Raw genomic sequence first — 25,052 nt, 5'->3', positions numbered from 1 at the left:
CAATGCTGACCAATATGGATTTCCACGGACTCCGCGTCGCGGTCACGGGTGGCACGTCCGGCCTCGGACTGGCGCTTGTGCGGCAGCTCGCCGCGCAGGGTGCGAGCGTCGCCTTCGTCGCACGCACTGCCGCAAACGTCGAGCGCATCGCTGACGAGACGGGCGCACACGGCATTGTCGGCGACCTCGGCAAGAAGCACGACATCTACCCGATCGCGTTGCAGGTGACCGCCAGCCTCGGCGGGCTCGACGTCCTGATCAACAATGCATCGAGCCTCGGGCCGGTCCCCCTTGCGCTGCTTGCCGACACCGAGTGCGAGGATCTGGAAAAATCGCTTGCGGTCAATCTCGTCGGCGCGTGTCGGCTGACCAAAGCGCTGTTCGGTGCGCTTGCCACGTCGGCGCGCGAGGGCCGTGGCGCGCTGGTGATCAACATCTCCAGCGACGCGGCGGTGAACGCCTATCCCGGCTGGGGGGCGTATGGTGCGAGCAAGGCCGCTCTTGCCCATCTGACGGCGATCTGGGACGAGGAGGCGAAAGACGATGGCATAAGGTTCCTCGCGCTCGACCCCGGCGATATGGACACCCCGCTGCACGCGCTGGCGCTTCCTGACGCCGATCCGGCCACCTTGAAGCACCCGGATCTGGCAGCTGCCGAGATCATCGAAAAGCTGCTTGACGGATTGCCGGTCGGCGCAGCACTTCGCGCCGAGGCACGTGGATGATTGCCGCCGACCGTCCGGATCGGCGCTCCGCCAGGCTGTTGGTGGTCATGGCGGACGGCGCGATGACCGACCTGCCGCGCGCTGACCTGGCGAAGCTGTTCGAGCCCGGCGACCTGGTCGTCGCCAATGACGCCGCGACCTTGCCTGCCAGCTTGCACGGCACGCATGTCCCCAGCAGTGAAGCGATGGAGATCCGCCTGGCGGGCTGGCTGTCACTTGCCGATCCAACGCGATTCGTGGCGATTGCCTTCGGTGCGGGCGATCACCGCACGCGCACCGAAGATCGGCTGCCGCCGCCTCCACTGTCACCGGGCAATCGCCTTCGGCTCGGCCCGCTTGAAGCCGTTGTGGAGCGCCTTCTCGACCATCCCCGCCTTCTCGAGCTGCGCTTCTTGGGCAACCGCGCAGCTGTGCTTGCAGGACTGGCGCAGCACGGCCGGCCGATCCAATACGCGCATGTTCCCGAGCCGTTGGCACTTTGGGATGTTTGGACGAAGATTGCCGCCCGGCCGGTTGCGTTCGAGACGCCATCGGCAGGCTTTGCGCTCGACTGGCGCACGCTTCAAAGCTGGCGGCGGCACGACGTCGGCTTCGCAACACTCACGCATGCCACGGGCATTTCCTCCACCGGGGATCGCGCGCTCGACTCGCGCCTTCCCTTCGACGAGCCATACCGCATCCCCGAGCACACCACGGCGCAGGTCGCGCGGGCGAAGCTGCGCGGCAGCCGCATCATCGCGGTCGGCACGAGCGTCGTGCGCGCGCTTGAGGCGGCGGCCAATCCCGATGGCAGCGTGCGTGCAGGAAATGGCATTGCGACGGGCCGCGTCGCGCGGGACACGCCGCTTCGCGTGGTCGATACGATTCTCACAGGCGTCCACCAGCCGGGCGAAAGCCATTTCGAGCTCCTGCGCGCCTTTGCCGACGATGCTCTGCTCGCCAACGCCTCCGCAGCCTTCGCCGCGTGCCGATACCGCACGCATGAATTCGGCGATTCCATGCTGCTCATCGGCAACCGCTGTATTGGTCGCACGACCCAAACCGTGCGCGAGACGCAGCCTCTACTCTATAGGCGATCCGAGATCTTGGTTTTCCAGGGCTTCCGGAAAACCATGTTTTAACAGGTAATTGATTTAGAATACCTATTTTGACCTTAGTAGCTACGAATCGAGGGTCAGGAGTTCGCATCTCTTCGGGCGCGCCAATCGGCAGTACATTCCAAAATCGTGTCGCGACGTCCAGTTCTGACCCAACGGCGACTTTTTGTCTGGACCGTCGGTAGGTCTCGTCAGGGTGGAAACCGGAGTACGGCCAGAGAACTGTCCTTCCAGAAGCGACGCGGGATCAAGGGACGTCGCCTGGCCGGACGTGACGCGCAGGAGAGGGCATCTTTGCAACCGCGACGATCACTCCGGCACGCCGGAGATGCCCAACGCCTCGACGTAACTCTCGGCGAACACCTTGTCTCGCCACGGGTTGATCTGTCTCTGCAGGGTGAGCGTGTAGGTCGGGAACGCCTCCATCAGCCGCCGCGCCGCGGCCTGCGCCTCATCCAGCCGGTTGAGTTTGACCAGCGCCATGATCATCACCCGGTGCGAGGAGCCGTAGTTCGGCATCTCGTGCAGCGCGCGCTCTCCCCATGCCAGCGCTTCTTCGTAGCGCTCGAGCATCAGGTAGCTCATCCCGATGCCGGAGAGCGCGATGCCCTTCTCGGGGTCGACCGGGCTCAGCCGCATTGCCCTGTGAAAATGCTCGATCGCGACGAGCGGGCGGCTGGAATGTGCGTTCACCCAGCCGCTGCCCGTATGGCCTTGCGCCGAATTGGGGTTGAGTAGCAGGGATCGTTCGATCGTGCCCAGCGCCATCTCGTAGTCCTTCGCGCTGTAGGCGATCACCTGCGCGGCGAAGCGTAGGCTCGTGGGGTCGTCGCGCGCTTCAGCCAATACCTCGCGCGCCATGCGCGCGGCGACTCGGATATCGTCGGGCTCGTGCCAGCACTGGCTCACGGATAGGCTGCGGATATAGGCGCCGAGTGCCTTCGCCAAGTTGAAGCTGGGGTCGATGCTGAGCGCCTCGTTGGTGAGCCGGCGCACGTCGGCAAAGCCTTCGCGCGTCATGCTGTAGAAGCGCGGCAGCGCGCGAAGGTAGAGGTCGTAGGCGCTGATGTAGTCGGTCGGCTTCATGCGCGCCTGCTTGATCTCCTGCAGCCGGATGCTCGGCTCGACGGCGCCGACGACGCTCTCGGTCACCTTGTCCTGCAGGTCGAAGATGTCGCTCACGTCGCCCTCGAAGCGGTCGGCCCAGACATGGTGTCCGCTGATCGCGTCCACCAACTGCCCACTGATGCGCACCCGCGATCCTGCTCTGCGGATGCTGCCTTCGAGCACGTAGCGGACGCCCAGCTCGCGTCCGACCTGGCGCAGGTCCACCGCCCGGCCCTTGTAGGTGAAGGACGAATTGCGGGCGATCACGAAGAAGGAGTTCACCCGGCTCAATCCCGTGATGATGTCCTCCACCAGCCCGTCGGCGAAGTATTCCTGGTCGGGGTCGCCGCTCATGTTGGTGAAAGGCAGAACCGCGATCGAGGGTTTCTCGGGCAGGGGAGGCAGTGCAGCCACCGAGGCGCTGGCGTCGGTCTCGACGCGGTAGGCGCGCACAGGCCGCTCGATGTTCTTGAGGCGCAGGTCGCCGAGCGGCGTGAAGCCGCAGTCGAGCTTGCCCTGAAGGTGGTCGTAGGCGGTGCCCGAGACGACCACGGTGCCGGGATCGGCGATGCTTTCGAGGCGGGCGGCGATGTTGACCCCGTCGCCGTAGAGGTCGCCGTCCTCCTCGCAGACCACGTCGCCGAGATTGACGCCGATGCGGAAGCGAATCCGCTCATCCTCGGGCGTCTCCGCCTCGTGTTCTGCCAGGGCCTGCTGGATCGCCATCGCCGAGGTCACCGCATAAACGACGCTCGCGAACTCGCACAGCATGCCGTCGCCGGTGAGCTTGACGATCCGACCCTGGTGCTCGGAGACCAGCGGTTCGAGGAGGTCCTTGCGGTAGATCTTCAGCCGCTCGAGCGTGCCGCGCTCGTCGCGCTCCGTCAGGCGCGAATAGCCGACCACGTCGCAAGCCAGGATCGCTGCGAGGCGGCGCTGCGTGGTTATTGCACCGCTCAGCCAAGCGCCTGCACGCGGGCCGCCCCGCGTCCATGTCCTGCCAACTTCCGGACGCCCTATATGCATGGTGCCCATCTCTCCCAGTCGTCGCCGATACAGAACGGAGAACGCAGCTGACCTTGCCTTCACGAGACTTCGCTATCCCGCTTGCGAGACGTGGAGCGTTCCAGTCGCCGCGCTAACAGCCAACCGACGACACGCCCACGCAGCCTCTGGGACGCTGACCACTCTCCCAGAAGGCCGGAAATATTTCCTGCTCTGTGTAACCGGTTGACGCCACCGTGGCGGGTGCTTTGTCACCGCGATGTAACAGCGAGATGCCCTACGAACGCCCGCATCACACCAGACGTTCGCGCTTAGAGGTGTGCTGAGGTCGGCAAGTGGCGCAAAGCCGATCCTCCGCTCCGAGAAGTGATCTTAGAAATCAATGGGCGCAGCAATGACATAGCGGTGCCCAATTTCATCCTCTCCGACGCGCCATTTGCAGCCGATAGTCGGTGACCGCAAACGGCAGGACATTTTTTTGTTTCTGGCAGATCAGCGGCGATCGGCGGATGGGAAAGCGCCAGCACATTTCCATGGCTGCCATGATCCTGTTCCGCCGTCGCAACGCCTGGTGATGTCTGATGGATCCACCCTTTGCTCAACTCACCCGCAAAGCGAGCTTGCCGACGTAGTGGGTGGCAAGCGCTCGGTGCGCATCAACAACCCTGTCGAACGGGAATGTACGGGCGACATGGACGTCGAACGGGCCAGAGTCGATCAGGCGGTTAAGCTTGTCGGTCGCGTCCTGGCTGCGTGCGCCGTTGTAGCGAATGAGCTCCACGCCGGGCCGGACTTTTGGGTCGGGCATCGCGCCGTGCGGGCAGGCGACCCGACCGCCGTCGCGCACTGACGTCAGCGCGCGGTCGGCCGCCTCACTGCTTACGGTGACAAGGGCAGCATCGAGGCCGCCGGCGGCGAATTCACGAGCGGCCGCCACCACGTCGTCCTTGCGCCCATTGACGACGGCGTCGGCGCCCAGCCGCTGCGATAGCGCCACGCCGTCATCGCCCGAAGCCACCGCCAATACACGGGCGCCCAATCGTTTTGCGAGTTGGATGGCCATGTGCCCGATACCGCCGCTGGCACCGAAGATCATTATTGTATCGCCCTGCTTTAGGCCGACCTCTTCCAGGCCGCTGAGCGCGGTCAACGCATCCCAGCCCATAACGCCCGCTTGCTCGATCGTGAGCTTGGCGGGGATGAGCGAAACGTTGTCCGCATCCGTCACTGCGTAGGTGGCGTAGGTTCCACCCTTGGGAAGTGGCATGGATGCAGCGTACACCCGGTCGCCTTCCTTGAAGCGGCTAACTTGGCCGCCAACGGCGACGACTGCGCCCGCGCAGTCCCAGCCGAGCACATAGGGGAATGTCGACGGCATTCCGAAAGCCCCGTCGTAGAGACCCTCACGCTCGAGCGCGTCCCACGAGGCCACGCCCGCCACTTCGACCCGGATTAGGACATCGCTCGGCCCGACCTCGGGCACTGGCACGGCTCGCACAGTAACCAGCTCGGCTCCACCGAACCCGTCGATGGCGGCGGCCTGCATTGTATCCGGTTTTGCATTCGACATGCTTTTTCTCCTGGGAACCTGTTGGTCATGAAACGGCCACCGCTTCCAGCGGTCGTCAATCGAGCCTCGCCGACGTGATTTGCTGTTTCGCGCCGGCGAAGCAGGAGTTCGCTTTTTGTAGGCGTTCCATGATTGGTTGATGATGAAGGCTTGGATCGCCTCCTGGCTCTTCTGCTGTCCTGTCCCGGATGGTCGTGCGATATCCCGCTCCAGGCAGCGCACGGGCGGGTTCCGATCCCATACGTCCAGTGTCCAGGGCACCGATTGCAGGCATCATTCCGACATCCCATATTTTGATTGGCGCAACGCTCGGCTCGCTTGTCGTCCGAGGGAGAGCTATGATTTGGGAAGCGCGACACCAATACGCACGGATGCGTAAGTGGTTACCTGCCGGTAAGGAGGGCAAGGTGAACAAACCCACCGAGAATGGTTTTGCAACCGCGATAAAGATGGTCTCCGGCCAGTGGAAGCTGGACATCATCTGCGAACTCGGCGCGACACCACACAGGTTCGGCCGGCTGCGGCAGTCAATTCCGGCGATCAGCGAAAAGATGCTGACGCAGCAGCTGCGAGAACTCGAGGCAGACGGGCTTGTGAACCGAAAAGTCCATCCCGGTTCTCCGGCGAAAGTCGTCTATTCGTTGACGGAAAACGGATCGACGCTCTGTGCTGGGGCAGAGGGCTTATGCCGCTGGGGTGAACAGTTCCATTGCTCGGGTCAGCCGGAATGATCGCCGCGATGAAGCGACTGCGGTTCGCACTTTCACGTCGCTGACGATATATACCCGGCGAGACTTTCCAACGGCCGATGACGAGGATATCGTCGACGAACTGTCGAACCAGCGCCTTGTTGGCCGTCCTCCAGTTTGACAGTGGGGTGCCGGATGCGCGGGTTTTTGCTGTTCATTCTGTTGGTGCTTGCACCGATTGCATCGCATGCCGCCGCCATCCACGACGCCGCGAAAACGGGCGATGTCGCGGCGATTGCGGCAGCGCTCGACGCAGGCGCCGATGTCGATGAGAGCGATGGGCAAGCCACACCACTCTATCTTGCGGTCAGGGGCAGGCATTTTGCGGCGGCAAAACTGCTCATCGAACGCGGTGCCGACGTCAACGCCGCCCCGACGCCGGGTTTTGGGTCCTGCCCTCATGCCGGCTCTGGCGAAACGCCGGATCGATTTGATCAATCTGTTGCTGGAGAGGGGCGGAAATCCAAATTCGCAGCGCAACCGCGAAAACGCCCTTCACATCGCCGCCAGATCCGGTTGCCTCGTTTGCGTGAAGGCACTGGTTGAGGCCGGCGCGGATGTGAATGCGAAGACAAAGGACGGCAAGACATCGCTCCATCTGGCGAAATTCAAGGGGCAACGCGAAGTGGCTGATTATCTCATCGCGCACGGCGTCATCTTGCCAACGCCAGCCCCGATCTCGAAGAAGTTGGCTGCCGCCGACGTGGAGAAAGGCCGAGCCTCCTTCTCCCGCCTCTGTGCCTACTGCCACAATGCCGTGCCGGACGAAGGGGCCAATCAGGGACCGACTTTGTGGAACGTCGTCGGTCGCGACAAAGCATCTGTGGCCAAGAGGCGTTACTCCGACGCCTTGCTGGCATGGCAGGGTGTCTGGACATACGAGGACCTGAACAAATTTCTGCTTGAGCCCATGCTCACGACGCCGGGCGTTTACATGGAAGTGCCGGGTGCTCCGGACGAGACTGAAAGAACAAACATAATTGCCTACTTGCGCACACTCAGTGACAAGCCCATCCCGCTACCCTGAGCCCTCGCGCCCAGGAGTGGCGCGGCCGGGTTGCGCCGAAGCCGATGAGCGCTCGAATTCTGCATGGAGGTCACTTCGCTTCCCCTTGACCAATGACCGGTTGGTCCGATCTTGGCTGGGGCGGCGAGGGCAGTTTATGGGGCGCAAGTCGGACCGCTCCGAACGGTGATCTCAGAAAGGCGCAGCAACAATGTACGAGACCCCAGTTTCATCCTGTCCGGCGCGCCAAGCTACACTTTGGGCCAGACTGCAGTGCACGCTCCGCATGCCCAGCCTTTGAGTTCACCTCGACTTGGCTTTGAGTTGCGCCATCTAGCCAAAAATGAGGCAGCCATGCGTATGAAGTTCCTACTGGTGACATCAGCGACGATGATGGCGACAGTCGTTGCCCGCGCGGACAGTCAGTCCTCGAACACAAGCTCGAATAGCTCGTCGAACAACGGCGTTGTGCGTGAGCGGATTGTCGAGACCTACTGTGAAGACGACTATTGCGAGACCTACGTCAAGCGCAGGGTTTACTAGGAGGACCGATCCTCCCGTCGTTACCAGGACTATGATCGTCGCCGCTATCGCGACCGCTACACGGATGACGACGACGACTAGGGGAAAAAGGCCGCCCCGCTGACGCACGCGAACGCTCGATTTTGGGACCGGATCGGCGGCCCAGCTTCTCCCACCGTTCCGAAATGCTTTTGGCGCACCAAGGGCGAGGATGACGGTTATCGGCTTCGCGACCTTGCGGCGACGAGGATCATCGTCGCCAGAAGGGCTTGGCGATCTCTGCCTCGACCTGCCGTCTCGTCAGACCGATGTCGTCGATCAAATGGGGATTGTCCTTCGCCATTTGCTCAAGTTCCCAGCGAAAGCGTTTCCGGTCGTCCCACGCCGCGATAATGCTTCTCAGGGTCGCCAGGCTGTGCTGCCGACGCAATATTCCCGCCGGCTCCGCCGGCGTTCCCCCTGCCTGATGCGGGGCCGATGCAAGAGTATCGTTCATAGCAACCTCCAGAGGTTTGAGGTCCAGGGACCTTCGACCTGAAAGAGGCTGAATTCTGCAGGATACGAACAGCGTCGTAATTAAGCACTGCCAAATAGTTCTCAAAACTTCCAAACGGGCTATACATACGCCGCATGCAGGGATCGCGCTTTGCCTTTGGTCCGTTCGTGCTTGATTCCGGTGCGGGAACGCTGCTTCGCAACGATGTCCCCGTTGCCTTAGGCTACCGCGGGCTAAAGCTGCTTGCGGCGCTCGTTGGACGAGCCGGCGAGATCCTTGAGAAGGCCGAGTTGATGGACGCGGCGTGGCCGGGCACGGCCGTCGAGGAAGGCAACCTCACCGTACAGATCGCGCTGCTGCGAAAGCTGCTTGGCCCGGCTGCAGATGGCGGCGACTGGATCGCCACGGTTCCGCGCGTCGGCTACCGCTTCACGGGGCCTGTCGAACAACTCGGCGCGAAGCGAAAACCTTTGCCGCTGCCCGGCAAGCCATCGATAGCGGTGCTGCCCTTCGTCAATATCAGCAACGATCCCGAGCAGGAATCCTTCGCGGATGGCTTGACCGAAGACCTGATAACCGACCTGTCCAGGATCTCCGGCCTGTTCGTCATCGCACGCAACTCGGCCTTCGCCTACAAACGAAAGGCGATGGACGTGCGCGATATCGCGCAGGACCTCGGCGTGCTCTACCTGCTGGAGGGGAGCGCACGGCGCGCTGCGGGGCGCGTGCGCATCAACGCCCAATTGGTCGACGCAGTGAGTGGCGACCATTTGTGGGCAGAACGCTTCGATCGCAGCCTGGAAGACATTTTTGCCGTTCAGGACGAGGTCACCGGCAAGATCGTCGAGGCGTTGCTCGGCAGGCTGCGCGCACCGCCGCCGCGCAACCGGCCCAAAAGTCTTGAGGCCTACGATCTCTGCGTGCGGGCGCGCAAGCTGATGGATGACACGCCGCAGACGGCGCGCGAAGCGCATCTGATGCTTACCCGCGCGGTTTCGCTCGATCCGGAATATGCCGAGGCCTATCGCTGGCTTGCCATGAACCACTGGATGGGATGGGTGCATTCCGGCGGACCAACCGAAACGTCCCGTAGCGTTGCGTTGGAACTGGCGCGCAAAGCCGTGGCGATCGATCCGAACGATGCCGGCTGCCGCTGGGTTTTGGCTTACCTGCTTGCTTATGAGCGCAGCTTCGCCGAGGCGGATGCGGAATTCGCCAGGGCGATCGAGCTCGATCCGAACGAGGCCGATGCCTGGGCGGCATTGTCCGACATCGCGGTCCTGGCCGGACGGGTAAAGGAAGGCCTTGAGCATGTTCGCAAGGCGTTCCGGTTGAACCCGTTTCCGGCACGTTGGTACTATCTGACGCTTGGCCAGGCGCAATATGCGGCCGGCCAATACGAAGCCGCCGTCGAAACACTGCGCAGGGACGAGACTTATCGTACAAGCTCACGCCGCTTCCTGGCGGCAAGCCTTGCCCAACTGGGCCGGCTCGACGCGGCGCGCGCCGAGGCCGAACTGTTCCTCGTCGGCAACCCGCATTTTACAACCCGCCACTGGGCCGCGACGGAGCCATTCCGCGACGCTGCGACGCTCGAGCATTTCGTCGACGGCTTCCGCAAGGCCGGTCTTCCGGGGTGACGTGCCGGCTTTCGCACCCTTTGTGCGACCTAGTCCTCAAAGCGACTCGTGGCGTCACGATCGCGCTCGTACCGCCTCGTGAGCGGAAATAGCGGCAACCAGGACTCGCGACGGATTATCCAGCTTTCGTAGGTCGGCATCAGTTGGTCAGGGGCATCCAGCGATCCCAGGTTCACTTCGATTTCGTCTGCGGTGCGCCCGAAAATTGTCGAGCCGCAGCGGGGGCAGAAAAACCGCCCGGCATAGTCGCGCGTCTCGCCTTCGATCGTCACCGCATCCTGGGGGAACACCGCCGAAGCGTTAAAAAGCGCGCCATGGTGCTTGCGGCAGTCGAGACAATGACAGATGCCGACCCGGTATGGGAGCCCCGACGCCACAATCCGGACGTTGCCGCACAGGCAGCCGCCAGTGAATCGGTCCATGCTGCGTCTCCTCCAAAATCAAGCGGTCGCAATGGCTACAACGAACGGCACCGTCATTGCAATTGCCCCGTGCGGGGCCGTCTGCGGGACGCATCGACTTCCGCAGTGGGCGATAGCTGGCTCGCTTGCTGCAGCCGCAGCCAGCTGTAAAGTTCGGACGAAGCGGCCCTTTCGTTCTTGACAATTACACTCGTCAACGCGCATTGACAGGAATGATTGTCAATGTGAGGGCTGCATGCTCGATATCGAAGTCATAGATCGGCCGAGCGCGGCCGCCGCCGCGTTGGAGCCCGTTCGGAGTCAACTCCTTTCAGAACTGCGGGAGCCGGCCTCGGCCGCTACCCTCGCCACACGCCTCGGCCTTAAGCGGCAGAAGATCAATTACCACCTGCATGCTCTGGAGGAGCACGGGCTCGTCCAAGTTGCAGACACGCGCAAGTGGGGTGGCCTGACGGAGCGGCTCATGGTGGCGAGCGCCACAAGCTATGTCGTCTCGACGAGCGCACTGGGTCCGGTCGGCGCCGATCCGGACCGCACCCCGGACCGCCTGTCGGCAAGCTACCTGATCGCGCTCGGCGCCCGGCTGGTGCGGGAGATCGGAGCTCTGCAGCGCGCCGCCACCGGTGCCGGCAAGCGCTTGGCGACCTTGGCGATCGACACCGAAATCCGCTTCCGCTCCGCTGCCGACCGCGCCTCGTTCACGCGTGAATTGACTGAGGCCATCACCACGCTGGCGGCACGCTATCACGACGAAACTGCGCCGCAGGGACGGTCGCATCGCCTTGTCGTGACGGCGCATCCGTCACCAGCCAAACCGCGAGGAAAGGAGGTTCAGTAAAAAGATGCTGCCGGCGATCGCTCGGTCGATTCAGCAAGCATCGCAAAACGGGAGGAGCCAAAATGGCGAACCTGGCTTGGAAAGCACTTCCCAACGCCCGCGGAGTAGCGCTGCAGGGGAAACGCAATTGTCAGTTTCATCCACGCTGGCGGCGCCGACGAATCTTTCCGAGCTATGATTGCCGACTTCGTGCGGGCAAGCCGCTGGGGTGCTTCTGCGCAGTCTGCTCCGCAAGCAGATCAAAGAGCCATGCCACGCCCGCATCCATCATCGCGACCTTGGGAGCGACGGCGTTGAGCCGGAAGCCGGGCAACGGCAACGGGGCATCGAGGCTCAGCACGCCGGAACGCGCCGCATGCATGGCAACGAACCGCCGCGGCAGGGCCGAGATGAGGTCGGTCTCGGCGATGACCGCGAGCGCAAACATGAAGTTCGGAACCGTCAACGCAACCCGTCGCGCCCGGCCTTGCTTTGCCAGATGTTCATCGACGAAGCCGTAAGGATCGCCGCTGTCCGAGACGACCAGATGCTGCATGCTGCAGTATCGCTCCAGGCTCGGATCACGCGCGAACGGATGTCCAGGGCGCATGGCAATGACAAAGTCCTCTTCGTAGATGCAGCGCTTTTCGAAGCGAGGCGGGATGTCATCGGACGGAATGATCGCGATATCGATGGCGTGCGCCTCAAGATCGACAATCGCGCTCCGCCAGACGCGGGCTGGCGAGGGCAAGATCTGACGCACGCCGACGTCGATGCGTGGCGCAATCCGGCTGAGTTCGGCGAGGAGCGGGCGCAGGATCACGGCTGAGACACCGTCCGGTGCGCCGATTGCGAACCGGCGCATGGCCGTGGCGGGATCGAAGGGCGCGGCAGTCGCCATCACGCTGCGCACGCGCGCGAGAACGTCGGCGATCGGCGCGGCCAGTTCCGTTGCACGCGCCGTCGGCACCACGCCCTTGGGCGTTCTCAGGAACAGCGGATCGTTGAGGAGCCGGCGCAGCCGGCCGAGTCCGTGACTGACTGCCGATGGCGTCAGGTTAAGCCGGTCCGCCGCCCGGCCCACGTGGCCCTCTCCGAGCACGGCCTCGAAGAGGACGAGGAGATTGAGATCGGTGCGCGAAAGGTCAATTTCATTCAGCATATTCCTGAAATCATATCATTGGCTTCATCAAGATCAACATGCAATTCTGCCGGCTGAGCTGTACATCGCTCGGACGAACGCGAATGGCGGCTTGCGCATCGGCATGCAGACGCGCTCGTCCCGGGTGTCAGCCTGGAGCAGGGGGCCGCGCTGGCCCGCCGCTGACGCTTGTGCCGGCATTCACGACGAAATTGCCGCGCTCAGAACCTCCCAAGGTTCAGCGCCGCCGCCGTCCTTGCCGGTCGCCAAGATGATTGCCGCCGACTGGCTGCACGGCAACGAGGCGATGCGAGAGACGGTCTAGCCAGTTGGCGCATGACCCCGAAAATCGGAATCGATTCGCAAGCGATCATGCGCCAGATCAAAAGCTACAGCGGACCCAAAGAGATGGCACCGCCCATTACAAGGCCCGTTGCGCCGGCGGCTCTTTCGCCACTGCGGCTTCCTCCTGGCTGAGGGCGCCCGGCCGGAGCTTGAACAGGATCAGCAGCGGCCCGGCGACGAAGATGGAGGAATAGGTCCCGGCGAGGATGCCGAAGATCATTGCGACCGTGAAGGACTGGATCACCTCGCCGCCCCAGATCGAAAGCGCCGCCAGCGCAAACAGCGTGGTCACGCCGGTCAGGACCGTTCGCGCCAGCGTCTGGTTCATCGACAGGTCGAGCAGCTCGGCAATCGGCATCCTTTTATAGCGGCGCAGATTCTCGCGGACCCGGTCATAGACGACAACCGTATCGTTGATGGAATAGCCGACAATAGTCAGGATCGCGGCAATCGAGGTCAAATTGAACTCTATGCCGGCGACGACGTAGAAGCCGACCATCAGGATCACGTCGTGGAACGTCGAAATGATGGCGCCGAGCCCGAACTGCCACTCGAACCTGATCCAGATGTAGACGAGCATCGCCAGCAGCGAGGCGAGCACGCCCATTGTGCCGTTGAACGCGAGTTCGGACGACACTGTCGGACCGACGACCTCGATGCGGCGGAACTCGTAGTCGGTTTCGAGCGCGCTTCTTACCTTCCCGACGGCGGACTGTTCGGCAACGTCGCCGCCCCCCTGGGTGCCGATCCGGATCAGCACATCCCGGGCCGAGCCGAACTCCTGCACCTGCACCTCACCCAGATCGAGACCTGTCAGCCGCTCACGGATGTCGCCGATGTCGGCCTGCTGGCCCTTTGCCTGCACCTCGATGCTCGAACCACCGCGAAAGTCGATGCCGTAGTTCATGCCGACAGTGAAGAACAGCACCGCCGAAGCGATCGACAACAGCACGGACAGCGTGAAAGCGTATTTTCTGAATGCCATGAACGGCACGCGCGTGTCGTCGGGCACCAGCCGCATGACACCGGCGGGCATGGTTTTCGGCCGCTGCCGGCGAAGCCAGAACGCGACCAGCCAACGCGTCAGCGTGAACGCCGTGAACACGGTGGTGACGATACCGATGGCGAGTGTGACGGCAAACCCCTTGATCGGCCCCGAGCCGAGGAAGAACAGGATGACGGCGGCGATCAGCGTCGTCACATTGGCGTCGACGACAGTCGCCAGCGCCTGTTTGAACCCGGAATCCATCGACTGCACGATCGAGCGCCCTTGGCGGTTCTCTTCGCGGACGCGCTCGAAGATGATGACGTTGGAATCGACCGCCATGCCCATCGTCAGCACGATGCCGGCGATGCCAGGCAGCGTCAGCGTCGCCCCGAGCACGGACAGGACGGCTATGATCAGTGCGACGTTCGCGAGGAGCGCGATATTCGCGATCAGCCCCAGTCGCCCATAGGCGAACAGCATGAAGCCGACGACGAGGACCCCGGCGATGATTGCCGCGAACTGGCCCGCCTCGATCGAATCGCTGCCGAGGCTCGGACCGACGGTGCGCTCCTCGACGATGGTGAGGTCGGCAGGCAGTGCACCGGCGCGCAGCAGGACCGCAAGATCGTTCGCGCTCTCCACCGTGAAACTGCCGGATATCTGCCCGGTGCCGCCCAGGATCGGTTCGCGAATCTGAGGCGCGGAGATCACCTCGTTGTCGAGGATGATCGCGAACAGGCGCCCGACATTGGCCTGGGTGGCCTGACCGAAGCGGGTGGCGCCGCGGCTGTCAAAGCGAAACGAGACCACCGGCTCGTTGGTGCGCTGGTCGAAGGTTGCCTGCGCATCGACAAGGTTTTCGCCGGAAACGATGATCCGGTTCTCGATCAGATGCGGAACCCGCGGCTCTTCCGTCGAATACATCACCGTTGAGCCCGCCGGCGGGCGGCCGGAGATCGCCTCCTCGACCGGGATCGACTGGTCGACCATCTGGAAGGTCAGCTTAGCCGTCTGTCCGAGGATATCCTTCAGCCGCTGCGGATCCTGCAGGCCCGGCACCTGGACCATGATGCGGTCCGATCCCTGGCGCTGGATGATCGGCTCGGTCGTGCCGAGTTCGTTGACGCGCCGGCTCACCACCTCGATCGATTGGGTCAGCGCTGCGGCGATCCGGTAGTCGATCCCGGCTTCGGTCAGCGTGAAGCGCAGCAGGCCCGGTTCCGGCTCGGTCATCTCCATCTCGGTCACCGAGCCGCTCATGAACATGCCCGTCGAGATCGGCTGCGCCAATCTTTCGAGCGCGCTCTTCGCCGCTTCGATCTGGCCTTGGTCGCGAATGCGGACCTGGATGGAATTGGCGGTGCCGGCAAGCCCGGTATAGCCGATCTGGGCATCGCGCAGCGATGTGCGGACCTCGTCGCGTGCCGATTCGAGACGTTCGTTGGCAAGGTCCTGCCGATCAATCTGGAGCAGGATGTGCGAGCCGCCCTGCAGGTCGAGTCCCAGCGTCAGCTGCTGCTTTGGCAGCCAATTCGGCAGCGATGCCAGAGTGGAGGCGGGAACCAAATTGGGAGCTGCGTAAAGAATACCGGCCAAGACCGTCAGCCAGATGAGAATGGTCTTCCAGCGCGAAAAATGCAGCATGTTCTTGTCCGTTCAGCCCATATCGGGCGCAAACCGCCTCCGACAAGAGCTTTGGCGTTCCGATCGGCGAGCAACTCGACGAACGGAACGCGGTGTGAAAGTTTTGCGGGTCTAGGGCCGCGGTCGCGGCCAGGTTCACGCCGTGAGAAGCGGAGGCGCGCGCGCATCAAAGGCGCGGATCGGCGACAGTTCCGGCCGGCCGTCAGACCATATGCCAAACGGCGCGGCTGACGCGGTTTCGAGCGGCAGCCGCAAATCCGGGATAATGCAAAACGGTTTGCCATCTCTCGCAATGACAGGTGTCTTGACACGGGAAGTCTCAGCACCGACGTGGCGCGCAATGCTGCGGGCAAGGGCAGTCGGGTGTGTGACCGGCTCGGTCGCGCCGATTTGGCCTTTGGCTAGGTCTTGCGCAACCTGGTCGGCTGTTGCCGCAGGAATGGTCCAGATCAGAAAGAGCAACGAAGCCAGCAGCCGCAGACCGGCACCCAGGCTGAGCACGACGCCGGGCCCGTCCCGTCCTCGGCCGCCTCGTCTCATCCCATCGCTACGGCTTTCATACACTGCGACCAATACGCTTTCGCTTTCGTTGCCTCGGTAAGCGGCGAGCCGCTTTCCTGGTCTAACTACAGCACTTGCGTTGCGAATTGAAGCGCAGCTTTCACGGGACTGGAAGGTGGCTGCAGAAGCTGTTCTCAGGTACCCGAACCGGATACTGGTATACTCGTATACCAGTATCCGCGAATTTGCCTCCCACAGGAGCCTCATCTGCATAGCTTTGGCCACCTTCGTCCGGGACGTTTGCGCTGCGGGGCAACGCTCCACGATCACGAAATATCAGACAAATCGGACTATTTACGAGCAGCCAATGAGTCTCTAGAGTTCAGATCGCGGCTGGGATGGCGCCGTTCTTTCGCTGCCAGCACCCTTGAGGAGGAGGGCGTCCAAGCCGCATTCGACAAAGTTCAGATCAGCGAAAATGACTGGATCAAATGGGAGGTTGAACATGAAATCTGCGATACGAAATGCGTCCGTCGCCGCAGCGGCCCTGGCTCTCGGTCTGTCCTTCACGGCGATCGCCGGTGCCCAGGACAAACCGACGCTGGCCTTCGTCGTCAACGGCGCTTCCGATTTCTGGAAGGCGGCCGAAGCCGGCGTCAAGAAGGCCCAGGCCGAATTGCCCAACTACAATCTCGAGCTCAAATATCCGGAACAGTCGTCGGTCGCCATCCAGCAGCGGCTGATGGATGATCTGGTGACGGCCGGCGTCAAGGCGATCATGGTTTCGGCCGTCGATCCCAAGACCTCGACCGACGGGCTCAACAAGATCGCCTCGGAGACGGCGCTGTTCACCACCGACAGCGACGCGCCGCAGACCAAGCGTATCGCCTATATCGGCTCGTCCAACATCGATGCCGGCAAGCAGGCGGCCGAGATCGCCAAGAAGGCGATGCCCGACGGCGGCAAATGCCTCGGCTTCGTCGGCCTGCTCGGCGCCGACAATGCCAAAGAGCGCATCGAAGGCATGAAGGAAGGGCTCGCCGGCACCAAGATCGAGTTGATCGACGTGCGTGGCGACGACATCGACCAGGCCCGCGCCAAGAAGAACGTCGAGGACGCGCTGGTCGCCAGCCCCGACGTCACCTGCATGGTCGGCTTCTATTCCTACAACACGCCGCGCATCTATGAAGCGCTGCGCGACGCCGGCAAGCTCGGCCAGATCACGGTCGTCGGCTTCGACGACGATCCGATCACGCTCGGCGGCGTCAAAGAAGGCACCGTTGCCGCCACCGTCGTGCAGCAGCCGTTCGAATGGGCCTACCAGGGCATGAAGCTGATGGCGGCCTATCTCGAGGGCGACAAGTCGGGCATTCCGGAGAACGGCCTGATCATCATCCCGACCAAGATCATCGGCAAGGACGACGTCGACGCCTATGCCGCCAATCTGAAAGCGATGTCCGGAAACTGAGCGTCGTCGGCGCTGGCCCCTCATCCCCCTTCTTCCCGTGCAGAACGGGGAGAAGGGCATTGGTTGCAACGCTGGCGAATCCTCCGTTTTTTACGGGGAGAGGGTTAGGGGGAGGGCAGCGCGACGCTGGCGTGACTGGCTCCTCTTGTTATTGACGGGCCTGATCAGGCTCATCAATCTGCGGGGAGGCTGGCCCGCCAACTGCTGTCAGGCATGATGAACTATTCCGACGCATCCATCGGCGCATCCACGATTGCCCCGTTCCTCAGTCTCGAGGCCGTGCGCAAGACCTATCCCGGCGTGGTCGCGCTGGACGGGTTTTCGCTGGAGGTAAGGCCTGGCGAGGTTATCGGCCTCGTCGGCGAAAACGGCGCCGGCAAGTCGACGCTGATGAAAATCCTCGGTGGCGTGACCACACCCGACACCGGCACGATCACCGTCGACGGCGTTGCCCATGACGGGCTGACCGTCGAGGCCAGCATCGGTTCCGGCATCGCTTTCGTCCACCAGGAACTCAACCTGTTCGAAAACCTCGACGTTGCTGCCAACATCTTTTTCGGCCGCGAGCCGTTGCGCGCCGGTCCGCTCAGGCTTGTCGACCGCACCAGGCTGCGCATGCTGGCGGCGCCGCTGCTCAAACGTGTGGGCGCCAATTTCTCGGCCGACACCCCGGTATCGGCGCTGTCGCTTGCCCAGCAGCAGATGGTCGAAATCGCCAAGGCGCTGTCGATCGAGGCGCGGCTGGTCATCCTCGACGAGCCGACGTCGAGCCTGCCCCTTGCCGAAACCGACAAGCTGCTCGATGTCATCAAGGCGTTGAAGGCCGACGGCATCAGCGTCATCTTCATCTCGCATCGCCTTCACGAGGTCGAGCGGGTTGCCGATCGCGTCGTGGTGCTGAGGGACGGCATGCTTGCCGGCACGCTGCCGAAGAACGCCATCAACCACGACCAGATGGTCAAGCTGATGATCGGCCGCATGTTGAAGGAGCGGGAGAAGGCCGCAGAATCGGCGCGCCCGCCCGGCGCCGTCGCGCTGTCGGCCAAGGCCGTTCGCACCAGCGCCTATCCAGACCGACAGGTCGATCTCGGCGTCAGGCGCGGCGAAATCCTTGGCCTGGCAGGCCTTGTCGGCTCCGGCCGGACCGAACTGGCGCGCGTGCTTTTCGGCATCGAGAAGAGCCTTGGCGGCGCGCTCCAGCTTGATGGAAAAGATCTGGTTCTTGGTTCGGCGGCCGACGCTGTGGCCAACGGGATCTTCCTCGTCCCCGAGGATCGCAAGCTGACCGGCATCCTGCTCGACCTGTCGATTGCCCAGAACATTTCGCTTCCCAATCTGCCGGCCCATGCCCGGCGATCCCTGGTCTCTGCCCGTGCCGAAGCCGTCACCGCCGAGAAGCAGAAACGCAATCTCGGCATCAAGGCGCCCTCGGTGGCGACGCGCACCGGCACGCTGTCGGGCGGCAACCAGCAAAAGGTGGTGCTGGCCAAGTGGCTGGCCATGAGCCCCAAGGTGATGATCCTCGACGAGCCGACGCGCGGCATCGACATCGGCGCCAAGGCGGAGATCTACGGGCTGATGCGGGCGCTGGCCGATGCCGGCGTCGCCGTGCTGATGATATCGAGCGACATGGAGGAGGTGATCGGCGTCTCCGACCGCATCGCCGTCATGCATGAGGGCCAGATCTCAGGCATTCTCGACAAGGAACAGTTCAGCCAGGAAAACGTGCTGCTGCTGGCCGTCGGCAAGCAGCCGAAATAGCTTTTGTTTGGCGCAGGTTCCGGTCGCAAAACCGCGCAACACTTTTGCGGAACCTGCTTAGGCAGGCATTGGGGAGAAGACGATGAGCAAGAAAGATCTCGGCCTGCTGATCCTGATCCTTGTGGTCGGAGCGGTGGTGGCGATCATCAACCCGCGTTTCCTGCTGCCGATCAACCTCGCCAACACATCGAACCTGATCGGGCTGTTCGGCATCCTGGCGATCGGCCAGGCCTTCGTCATCATCACCGGCGGCATCGAATTATCGGTCGGCTCGGTGGTTGCGCTGCTCGGCGTCCTGTTCGTCGATTTCATCGCCACGCGCGGCATGGCATGGCCGGTGGCACTGCCGCTGATCCTCGTGCTCGGCGGCATCATCGGGCTGGCACATGGCTGGCTGATCACGCGGCTCAAATTGCAGCCTTTCGTGGTGACGCTGTGCGGCCTGTTGATCTATCGCGGCGTGGCGCGGTTCTACACAGCCGACGGCACGGCGGGCTTCGCTTTCGGACAGAATTTCCCGGAACTCGAATTCCTGACCGCGGGGCGATCCTATGGCGTGCCAAACAGCTTCATCGCGCTGATCGTCATCGCCATCGTGATGTGGGTGGTGCTGCACCGTTCGGTGTTCGGCCGCTACCTCTACGCCATCGGCAAGAACGAGGAGGCGGCGAAATATTCGGGCATCCGCACCGGCCGCGTCGTCATGGCGGCCTATGTCATCTGCGGTGTGCTGACGGCGCTGTCGGCGATCTACTTCGCCATGTACACGCGCTCGATCTCGCCAGCCAGCCACGGCCAGTTCTACGAACTCTACGCCATTGCCGCAGCCGTGCTCGGCGGCTTCTCGCTGCGCGGCGGCGAAGGCTCGCTGATCGGCGTGATCCTAGGCACGGTTCTGCTGCAGGAACTGCAAAACCTCGTCAACCTGCTCGGCATCCCGTCCTCGCTCAATTTCGCGGTGATGGGCGGCGTGATTTTGATCGGCGTGCTGGTCGACCAGCAATGGGGCGTGTACCGGGAGCGGCGGCTGATGCTGGAGGCAACCCGCAAGGGCGTGGCCGGCGCCGCAGCGGAGTAGCGGCTCCGCCTCTCCCTTCTCCCACAGAGGGAGAAGATAAGAGGCGGCTTAAATCGTGCCCGACATGTCGGAGAACGCCATTGCCTTGCGCAGCACTTCGACAAAACGCTCGCCGGCCGCCTCGCGCGGGCCGCTGTTGTCGATCGAGGTGACGCCAGGCCCGGACAACGCCACATTGGCGCTGCGCGCTAGCCGCGCCAGCACTTCGCCGCGCGACTCGCGGCCGCGCATCGCCAGTCGCTCAGCCAGGATCTGCGGCGATGCGGTGATCTCGACGACAGCCAGATTGGTATAGCGATCGCGCAGCACCGGGATGATGGCGCGGGAGACATTGGCGATGGCGACGCGGCCATTGGCCACCGACCGGTCGACTTCAGCCGGGATGCCGTAGCGCAAGCCATGCGCCTCCCACGAGATGGCGAAGGCGCCATCCGCTTCCGCCTCGACGAAGGCCGCATCGGCCAGCGTGTCGTGATCCTCGCTCGTCGTGTCGCTCGGCCGGGTGATGACCCGGCGCACGAACTCCAGCCGGGTCTCGTCGGCAAACAGCGACCGGGCATAGCCGATCACCGTGTCCTTGCCGGCGCCGCTCGGCCCGACGACGGCGACAAACACGCCGTCGCGGATCGGAAACGCCGCGGCGGACAATTCACGCTCGATCGACGCCGACGCCATCACGCGACCCGACGTCCCTGCCGCCAGACCGTGCGGACAACCGGGACGTGATCGTCAAGACGGACGCGAACCAGGTCGGCCCGCCGGTCCTGCTCGATGACACCACGGTCGGCGAGGCCGACTGCCTCGGCCGGGTTCTTCGAAACCATCGCCACCGCCTGCGGCAGGGAGATGCCGTCGACCACGTCGCCGAGGAAAAACGCCGACTGGATCAGGCTGAAGGGGATGTAGTCGGACGACAATATGTCGAGCAAGCCTTCGCCGGCGAGTGTGCGGGCCGAAACATTGCCCGAATGCGAGGCGCCGCGCATGACGTTCGGGGCGCCCATCAGTACTCCGAGCCCTGCCGCCTTCGAAGCTTTTGCGGCCTCTTTGGTGGTCGGGAATTCGGCGACGCGGACGCCTTGTTCGATCGCCTCGTCGACATGGCCGGTCGTGGCGTCGTCATGGCTGGCCAGCACGATGCCGCGCTGATGGCAGGCGGCAGCGATGAAGGCGCGGTTCGGCCCCGAATTCGTCGCCGACTCCGCCATCCGCTTCTCGCAGAATTGCTGGAATTCGCGGTCCGTCAGCTTCAGCTTGCGCTGGTAGTAATAGGCATAGGTTTCCAAATCGACGAACTGGCGCTGTCCCGGCGCATGGTCCATCAGCGACGCCAGCTTGATCCTGTCATCGCCGTCAAAATGCGCGAAGGCTGCGAGGCAATCCGGCGCCGAAACCTCGCAGCGCAGATGGATGAAATGGTCGGCCCGCAGCCGGTCCTGCTGGACGCTGTTCTCGATCGCATCGGCCAGCTTGCGCATGTCGGCCGAATTCATGTCGGCGTCGTCGTCCATGCCGACGCGCAAGGCATCGAGCACGGTGGTGATGCCGGCGGTCGCCACTTGCGCGTCGTGGGCGAGCACCGCGGCGATCGGGTTCCAGCGCACCTTCGGCCGCGGCGCGTAATGGCCTTCGAGGTGGTCGGTGTGAAGCTCGACCAGCCCGGGAATGATGAAATCGCCGCCCATGTCCTCGCCGCTTCGGCCGGCGCCGGCATCGATCCCGGCGATCAAGCCGTCGCGCAGCACGATCGAGCCTTCGACGATCTGGTCGGCAAGCACGATGCGGGCATTGTTGAGAACGGTCTCGACGGTCATTTCAGGCAGTCCTTGGAGCATTTTGCAGCCAATTGAATCACCGATTGGGATGAGTTGGCGTCGCACAAAAGCGGTTAAACAAATTCTATTTCAGGCGGTTTTTCTCGCCGGGCGGCGCCCGAGCGCGTGATGGGAGAGCACCATGAACGGGGCGCCAGGTTCGGTTTCGACAAACAGGGTCAGCGCGTCCACCGGCACCGGCCGTTGCAGGACTCCCGCAAACAGGCTGTCGATTGCTGCGCGAAGACGAGGGCTTTCCTGTGACGAGGCCCGGCCGGACAGCGTCATATGAAAACGGAAGGTCTCGAAGACATAGGGGTAACCCCACTGGCAGAGATTGCGGAATTCAGCCGGCTTCAGCGAGTCAGGGCTGCGCCGTTCGATCTCAGCCTCGCTCAGCGGCGCGCGAAAACGGTCGAAGTCGCGCACGACGTCGTCGGCGAAGCGGTTGAGCGCCGGCAGCGGTCCTTCCGGCATCAGCGCGAAGAAGCCGTCGATCTGGCTGACGACCAGCCGCGGGATCGTCACCACCGGCGTCGTTTCGGCGAAATCGTCCAGTGCCGCGCGAAGCGCGGCTTCCGTTTCGTTCGAAGCCAGCCGGAAGGGCGCCTTCAGCGTCGCATGAAAGCCGTAGCGGCGCGCCGAAGCGGTATGGAAGGCGACTTCCGCCGCCGACAACTCGCCCACGGCCTCGACCGGCCTCGTGGCGGCGCCGAACGGGTCGCGGCCGAGCCAATTGGCGGCGATCCGCGCGAGCGGTTCGTCCTGCCGGGGGGTGAAATAGATAGCGTAGCGCATCGAAAGTCCTCGTCAACTCCCGCTGCCATAGGCGATTTGCATGACGAAATGACGAAGCTGATGATCGCTCCTGATAACAAACTTGTTCAGGCGGGTCATTAGCCGACGATTTTTTTCACCTTGGGCCAGTTTTCCGACCCGGACGGGCAGCGCCTCAGGCCTTCATCAGCCATTCGTGCTCGGGCGCGTTGTGGAATTTCCACGTCCGCTTCGGCCCGGCCATGACGTTGAGGTAGTAGAGGTCGTAGCCATGGCAGGCGGCGCAAGGGTGATAGCCCTTGGGCACCAGCACAACGTCGCCGTCCTCGATCGCCATCGCCTCGTCGAGCGAACGAGCGCCGTTCCGGTCGGCATCGGTGTAGACGCGCTGGAACGCAAAGCCCTGCGGCGGATTGAGGCGGTGGTAATAGGTCTCCTCGAGATAGGATTCGGCCGGCAGATTGTCCTGGTCATGCTTGTGCGGCGGATAGCTCGATGTGTGACCGCCGGGCGTGATGACCTCGACCACCAGCAATGAATCGGCCGGCTTGCCTTCCGGCAGGATGTTGGTGACATAGCGCGTGTTGGTGCCCTTACCGCGAACCTCCTGGCCGAGATCCTTCGGCGCAATGACGCGGACCGGCAGGCCGCCGCCGAGCCCCGGCGCCGAGCAGACCGCGAGTTCGAGACCGGTGTCGGCGGTCACCGACCAGTCAGAGCCTTGCGGCACATAGATCGACCACGGCTTGCCTTCGAAGGGCGACATGCGTTCGCCGAGCAGGCCGAGATCGTTGCCGCCAGCCTTGGCCTTGCCCTTGCCGGTGACGAACACCAGGCAGACTTCACGGCTCGCGGTTTGTCCGGAGACGGTCTCGCCGGGCCGCAACCGATGCAGATCGAAACCGACATAGGTCCAGCCGGCGTTTTGCGGCGTCACATGGGCGACGCGGCCATGGCCCTTATCGGCTTTGACGAGCAGTTTCGACATCTTGGCTCATTCCTTTGGTTCGGTGTCGGCCGAACCCTTGCCGCCGTCGGCCGGCTTGTAGAGATAGAAGAACTGCCAGACGGCATAGCCGGCGAAGCCGAGCGCGATCGTGCCCCAGAACGGCGCACCGGTGGCAAACTCGACCACGGCCCAGACCAGGCAGACGGCGACGATGGCAACGCGCCGCCACAGCGGCCGGAAGAACGGATGCTCGGAGTCCTTCATCGGATCAGCCCCCGCATCGGATCGCCCCGTCGCCGGGAATAGACTCGCTCAAGCATTGGGGAAGCCCTGTGTTTCCACCGTATAGCCGGCGGCCGTCATCACCCGCATCAACTCCTTATAGCCGACTTGCGCCATCTTGAGCGGCGGATTCTTCTTCGGGTCCTGCTCAGCCTCGACCACGAACCAGCCTTCATAGCCGTAGTTCGCCAGCCTTTCCACAATGGCACCAAAATCCAGCGACCCGTCGCCTGGCACCGTGAAGGCGCCGAGCGCTACGGCATCGAGGAAGGATTGCTTCTGGCGATCGAGTTTTTCGATGACGTCCATGCGCACGTCCTTGACATGGACATGGTTGATGCGCCGGTGATGATTGTCGATGGCGCGCAGCACGTCACCGCCGGCAAAAGCCAGATGGCCGGCATCGAGCAGCAGTGGAATGCCTTCTCCCGAATGACGCATGAAGGCGTCGAGCTCCGGCTCGGTCTCGACGACCGCCGCCATATGATGGTGATAGGAGAGCGGCATGCCTTGCTCGGCGCACCATTCGCCGAATTGGGTGAGGCGCCTTGCATAGGCCTTCATCTCGTCGTCCGAAAGCCTCGGCTTGGTGGCGAGCGGCTTTGAGCGGTCGCCCTGGATGGAGCGGCCGACCTCGCCGTAGACGATGCAGGGCGCGTCCACCGCCTTGAACAGATCGATCATCGGCTGGATGCGATCCTTATTCCTGGCCATGTCTTCGTCGACCAGCGTGCCGGAGAACCAGCCGCCGCACAGCGTGACGTCGGCCACCTTCAGGATCGGCAGCATGATTTTCGGATCACTGGGAAAACGGCGGCCCATTTCCATGCCGGTGAAGCCCGCCGAGCGCGACTGCGCCAAGCATTCCTCCAGCGACACGTCATCGCTGAGTTCCGCAAGATCGTCGTTCCACCATGCAATGGGGGACATGCCCAGTTTGGCTTTCAAGTCGTCACTCCAATGTTAGATCGTGTCCACCCTCCCCCCTTGTGGGGAGGGTCGCTGCGAAGCAGCGGGGTGGGGGTGCGGCGCCGGGGGCCCCCCCCCCCCCCGGGGGGGGGCGCCCCCCCCCCGGGGGGGGGGGGGGGGGGGGGGGGCCCCGCCCAACCCCACCCCCACCGACACCCCCGCGGGGTGGGATGGGGTGT

The 25,052-nt window shown here is 63.4% G+C and carries 26 protein-coding genes; 12 read left to right on the top strand and 14 right to left on the bottom strand.

What is annotated here, in order from left to right; genetic code table 11:
* The first annotated feature begins 2 nt into the window (after window positions 1-2).
* Together AC0L15_RS05080 and AC0L15_RS05075 are read left to right on the top strand one after the other, a co-directional pair.
* Window positions 3-725 carry an SDR family NAD(P)-dependent oxidoreductase gene (locus tag AC0L15_RS05080; protein ID WP_473495968.1) on the top strand — a complete coding sequence of 241 codons (723 nt, stop codon included), beginning with the start codon at window positions 3-5 and terminating at the stop codon, window positions 723-725.
* Window positions 722-1,846: an S-adenosylmethionine:tRNA ribosyltransferase-isomerase gene (locus tag AC0L15_RS05075; RefSeq protein ID WP_287246794.1), complete on the top strand. Its 1,125-nt coding sequence runs from the start codon at window positions 722-724 to the stop codon at window positions 1,844-1,846. Before AC0L15_RS05080 ends, AC0L15_RS05075 begins: the two co-directional genes overlap by 4 nt.
* Window positions 1,847-2,131: 285 nt before the next feature.
* On the opposite strand, the gene AC0L15_RS05070 is transcribed toward AC0L15_RS05075, so the two are convergent.
* From AC0L15_RS05070 to AC0L15_RS05060, 3 genes are all read right to left on the bottom strand, one after another.
* Window positions 2,132-3,955, bottom strand: a complete 1,824-nt coding sequence (locus AC0L15_RS05070; RefSeq protein WP_287246964.1) for an adenylate/guanylate cyclase domain-containing protein — start codon at window positions 3,953-3,955, stop codon at window positions 2,132-2,134.
* 394 nt (window positions 3,956-4,349) lie between these two features.
* Window positions 4,350-4,478: a hypothetical protein gene (locus AC0L15_RS05065; protein WP_287246793.1), complete on the bottom strand. Its 129-nt coding sequence runs from the start codon at window positions 4,476-4,478 to the stop codon at window positions 4,350-4,352.
* A gap of 54 nt (window positions 4,479-4,532) precedes the next feature.
* Window positions 4,533-5,504 (bottom strand): quinone oxidoreductase family protein, encoded by a 972-nt coding sequence (locus tag AC0L15_RS05060; RefSeq protein WP_473495967.1) that lies wholly within the window; start codon window positions 5,502-5,504, stop codon window positions 4,533-4,535.
* 407 nt (window positions 5,505-5,911) lie between these two features.
* Between AC0L15_RS05060 and AC0L15_RS05055 the strand changes: the two genes are divergently transcribed.
* From AC0L15_RS05055 to AC0L15_RS05040, 4 genes are all read left to right on the top strand, one after another.
* Window positions 5,912-6,235: a winged helix-turn-helix transcriptional regulator gene (locus AC0L15_RS05055; protein WP_287246791.1), complete on the top strand. Its 324-nt coding sequence runs from the start codon at window positions 5,912-5,914 to the stop codon at window positions 6,233-6,235.
* 165 nt (window positions 6,236-6,400) lie between these two features.
* Window positions 6,401-6,799: an ankyrin repeat domain-containing protein gene (locus AC0L15_RS05050; protein WP_473495966.1), complete on the top strand. Its 399-nt coding sequence runs from the start codon at window positions 6,401-6,403 to the stop codon at window positions 6,797-6,799.
* Complete coding sequence (locus AC0L15_RS05045) at window positions 6,684-7,280, top strand: ankyrin repeat domain-containing protein (protein ID WP_473495965.1); 597 nt, start codon at window positions 6,684-6,686, stop codon at window positions 7,278-7,280. The genes AC0L15_RS05050 and AC0L15_RS05045 overlap by 116 nt, the downstream gene beginning before the upstream one ends.
* Window positions 7,281-7,613: 333 nt before the next feature.
* Entirely contained in the window at window positions 7,614-7,802 is a 189-nt protein-coding gene (locus AC0L15_RS05040; protein WP_287246789.1) for a hypothetical protein, read from the top strand.
* Window positions 7,803-8,031: 229 nt separating this feature from the next.
* Here AC0L15_RS05040 and AC0L15_RS05035 read toward each other — a convergent pair whose 3' ends face one another.
* Window positions 8,032-8,277: a DUF1127 domain-containing protein gene (locus AC0L15_RS05035; RefSeq protein ID WP_287246788.1), complete on the bottom strand. Its 246-nt coding sequence runs from the start codon at window positions 8,275-8,277 to the stop codon at window positions 8,032-8,034.
* 134 nt (window positions 8,278-8,411) lie between these two features.
* On the opposite strand from AC0L15_RS05035, the gene AC0L15_RS05030 reads away from it, so the two are divergent.
* Complete coding sequence (locus tag AC0L15_RS05030; RefSeq protein ID WP_473495964.1) at window positions 8,412-9,917, top strand: winged helix-turn-helix domain-containing tetratricopeptide repeat protein; 1,506 nt, start codon at window positions 8,412-8,414, stop codon at window positions 9,915-9,917.
* 29 nt (window positions 9,918-9,946) lie between these two features.
* Here AC0L15_RS05030 and AC0L15_RS05025 read toward each other — a convergent pair whose 3' ends face one another.
* The gene (locus AC0L15_RS05025) at window positions 9,947-10,339 is read right to left on the bottom strand and encodes a GFA family protein (RefSeq protein ID WP_287246786.1); all 393 of its coding nucleotides are present in this window, start codon (window positions 10,337-10,339) and stop codon (window positions 9,947-9,949) included.
* A 235-nt stretch (window positions 10,340-10,574) separates the two neighbouring features.
* On the opposite strand from AC0L15_RS05025, the gene AC0L15_RS05020 reads away from it, so the two are divergent.
* Entirely contained in the window at window positions 10,575-11,177 is a 603-nt protein-coding gene (locus tag AC0L15_RS05020) for an ArsR/SmtB family transcription factor (RefSeq protein ID WP_287246785.1), read from the top strand.
* Between the two features lie 172 nt (window positions 11,178-11,349).
* Here the strand turns inward: AC0L15_RS05020 and AC0L15_RS05015 are convergent, their stop codons facing one another.
* Window positions 11,350-12,318, bottom strand: a complete 969-nt coding sequence (locus tag AC0L15_RS05015) for a LysR family transcriptional regulator (protein WP_287246784.1) — start codon at window positions 12,316-12,318, stop codon at window positions 11,350-11,352.
* Between AC0L15_RS05015 and AC0L15_RS05010 the strand changes: the two genes are divergently transcribed.
* Window positions 12,290-12,622, top strand: coding sequence for a hypothetical protein (locus tag AC0L15_RS05010; RefSeq protein WP_287246783.1), 333 nt, complete (start codon window positions 12,290-12,292; stop codon window positions 12,620-12,622). The two genes, AC0L15_RS05015 and AC0L15_RS05010, sit on opposite strands and share 29 nt — an antisense overlap.
* A gap of 96 nt (window positions 12,623-12,718) precedes the next feature.
* Here the strand turns inward: AC0L15_RS05010 and secDF are convergent, their stop codons facing one another.
* Window positions 12,719-15,274 carry a protein translocase subunit SecDF gene (gene secDF / locus AC0L15_RS05005; protein ID WP_287246782.1) on the bottom strand — a complete coding sequence of 852 codons (2,556 nt, stop codon included), beginning with the start codon at window positions 15,272-15,274 and terminating at the stop codon, window positions 12,719-12,721.
* A gap of 135 nt (window positions 15,275-15,409) precedes the next feature.
* A complete protein-coding gene (locus AC0L15_RS05000) occupies window positions 15,410-15,775 on the bottom strand; it encodes a hypothetical protein (RefSeq protein WP_287171476.1) in 366 nt (121 codons plus the stop codon).
* A gap of 505 nt (window positions 15,776-16,280) precedes the next feature.
* On the opposite strand from AC0L15_RS05000, the gene AC0L15_RS04995 reads away from it, so the two are divergent.
* The 3 genes from AC0L15_RS04995 (at window position 16,281) to AC0L15_RS04985 (ending at window position 20,082) form a co-directional block, all read left to right on the top strand.
* Window positions 16,281-17,243, top strand: a complete 963-nt coding sequence (locus AC0L15_RS04995; RefSeq protein WP_236377999.1) for a sugar-binding protein — start codon at window positions 16,281-16,283, stop codon at window positions 17,241-17,243.
* Window positions 17,244-17,459: 216 nt separating this feature from the next.
* The gene (locus AC0L15_RS04990) at window positions 17,460-19,004 is read left to right on the top strand and encodes a sugar ABC transporter ATP-binding protein (RefSeq protein WP_287246963.1); all 1,545 of its coding nucleotides are present in this window, start codon (window positions 17,460-17,462) and stop codon (window positions 19,002-19,004) included.
* A gap of 82 nt (window positions 19,005-19,086) precedes the next feature.
* Window positions 19,087-20,082 (top strand): ABC transporter permease, encoded by a 996-nt coding sequence (locus tag AC0L15_RS04985; RefSeq protein WP_027152073.1) that lies wholly within the window; start codon window positions 19,087-19,089, stop codon window positions 20,080-20,082.
* Window positions 20,083-20,130: 48 nt separating this feature from the next.
* On the opposite strand, the gene phnN is transcribed toward AC0L15_RS04985, so the two are convergent.
* The 6 genes from phnN to iolE all read right to left on the bottom strand — a co-directional run bounded on the left by phnN (window position 20,131) and on the right by iolE (window position 24,852).
* The gene (phnN, locus tag AC0L15_RS04980; protein WP_287246780.1) at window positions 20,131-20,760 is read right to left on the bottom strand and encodes a phosphonate metabolism protein/1,5-bisphosphokinase (PRPP-forming) PhnN; all 630 of its coding nucleotides are present in this window, start codon (window positions 20,758-20,760) and stop codon (window positions 20,131-20,133) included.
* Window positions 20,757-21,896, bottom strand: coding sequence for an alpha-D-ribose 1-methylphosphonate 5-triphosphate diphosphatase (locus AC0L15_RS04975; RefSeq protein ID WP_287246779.1), 1,140 nt, complete (start codon window positions 21,894-21,896; stop codon window positions 20,757-20,759). Before AC0L15_RS04975 ends, phnN begins: the two co-directional genes overlap by 4 nt.
* A gap of 90 nt (window positions 21,897-21,986) precedes the next feature.
* On the bottom strand, window positions 21,987-22,694 hold the full coding sequence (locus AC0L15_RS04970; RefSeq protein WP_287246778.1) for a DUF1045 domain-containing protein: 708 nt from the start codon (window positions 22,692-22,694) through the stop codon (window positions 21,987-21,989).
* A 154-nt stretch (window positions 22,695-22,848) separates the two neighbouring features.
* A complete protein-coding gene (iolB, locus tag AC0L15_RS04965) occupies window positions 22,849-23,661 on the bottom strand; it encodes a 5-deoxy-glucuronate isomerase (protein WP_236393319.1) in 813 nt (270 codons plus the stop codon).
* 6 nt (window positions 23,662-23,667) lie between these two features.
* Window positions 23,668-23,886, bottom strand: a complete 219-nt coding sequence (locus AC0L15_RS04960; protein WP_287051263.1) for a DUF3329 domain-containing protein — start codon at window positions 23,884-23,886, stop codon at window positions 23,668-23,670.
* 48 nt (window positions 23,887-23,934) lie between these two features.
* Window positions 23,935-24,852: a myo-inosose-2 dehydratase gene (iolE, locus tag AC0L15_RS04955; protein ID WP_287246777.1), complete on the bottom strand. Its 918-nt coding sequence runs from the start codon at window positions 24,850-24,852 to the stop codon at window positions 23,935-23,937.
* Between the last annotated feature and the right edge of the window lie 200 nt (window positions 24,853-25,052).

The organism is Mesorhizobium sp. WSM4846 (genome assembly GCF_055811415.1).
The sequence above is the reverse complement of the archived record's forward strand: the minus strand, read 5'-3'. Positions and strand labels throughout refer to the sequence as shown.

What these genes read in the sequence shown, in the direction of transcription:
- AC0L15_RS05020 (WP_287246785.1), top strand. Translation starts at nt 10,575, where the DNA reads ATGCTCGATATCGAAGTCATAGATCGGCCGAGCGCGGCCGCCGCCGCG.
- secDF (WP_287246782.1), bottom strand. Translation starts at nt 15,274, where the DNA reads ATGCTGCATTTTTCGCGCTGGAAGACCATTCTCATCTGGCTGACGGTC.
- AC0L15_RS05025 (WP_287246786.1), bottom strand. Translation starts at nt 10,339, where the DNA reads ATGGACCGATTCACTGGCGGCTGCCTGTGCGGCAACGTCCGGATTGTG.
- AC0L15_RS04975 (WP_287246779.1), bottom strand. Translation starts at nt 21,896, where the DNA reads ATGACCGTCGAGACCGTTCTCAACAATGCCCGCATCGTGCTTGCCGAC.
- AC0L15_RS05065 (WP_287246793.1), bottom strand. Translation starts at nt 4,478, where the DNA reads ATGGCAGCCATGGAAATGTGCTGGCGCTTTCCCATCCGCCGATCGCCG.
- AC0L15_RS05070 (WP_287246964.1), bottom strand. Translation starts at nt 3,955, where the DNA reads ATGCATATAGGGCGTCCGGAAGTTGGCAGGACATGGACGCGGGGCGGC.
- AC0L15_RS05040 (WP_287246789.1), top strand. Translation starts at nt 7,614, where the DNA reads ATGCGTATGAAGTTCCTACTGGTGACATCAGCGACGATGATGGCGACA.
- AC0L15_RS05015 (WP_287246784.1), bottom strand. Translation starts at nt 12,318, where the DNA reads ATGCTGAATGAAATTGACCTTTCGCGCACCGATCTCAATCTCCTCGTC.
- AC0L15_RS04985 (WP_027152073.1), top strand. Translation starts at nt 19,087, where the DNA reads ATGAGCAAGAAAGATCTCGGCCTGCTGATCCTGATCCTTGTGGTCGGA.
- AC0L15_RS05030 (WP_473495964.1), top strand. Translation starts at nt 8,412, where the DNA reads ATGCAGGGATCGCGCTTTGCCTTTGGTCCGTTCGTGCTTGATTCCGGT.
- AC0L15_RS05060 (WP_473495967.1), bottom strand. Translation starts at nt 5,504, where the DNA reads ATGTCGAATGCAAAACCGGATACAATGCAGGCCGCCGCCATCGACGGG.
- AC0L15_RS05080 (WP_473495968.1), top strand. Translation starts at nt 3, where the DNA reads ATGCTGACCAATATGGATTTCCACGGACTCCGCGTCGCGGTCACGGGT.
- AC0L15_RS04960 (WP_287051263.1), bottom strand. Translation starts at nt 23,886, where the DNA reads ATGAAGGACTCCGAGCATCCGTTCTTCCGGCCGCTGTGGCGGCGCGTT.
- AC0L15_RS04970 (WP_287246778.1), bottom strand. Translation starts at nt 22,694, where the DNA reads ATGCGCTACGCTATCTATTTCACCCCCCGGCAGGACGAACCGCTCGCG.
- AC0L15_RS05075 (WP_287246794.1), top strand. Translation starts at nt 722, where the DNA reads ATGATTGCCGCCGACCGTCCGGATCGGCGCTCCGCCAGGCTGTTGGTG.
- AC0L15_RS04990 (WP_287246963.1), top strand. Translation starts at nt 17,460, where the DNA reads ATGAACTATTCCGACGCATCCATCGGCGCATCCACGATTGCCCCGTTC.
- AC0L15_RS05035 (WP_287246788.1), bottom strand. Translation starts at nt 8,277, where the DNA reads ATGAACGATACTCTTGCATCGGCCCCGCATCAGGCAGGGGGAACGCCG.
- iolB (WP_236393319.1), bottom strand. Translation starts at nt 23,661, where the DNA reads ATGTCGAAACTGCTCGTCAAAGCCGATAAGGGCCATGGCCGCGTCGCC.
- AC0L15_RS04995 (WP_236377999.1), top strand. Translation starts at nt 16,281, where the DNA reads ATGAAATCTGCGATACGAAATGCGTCCGTCGCCGCAGCGGCCCTGGCT.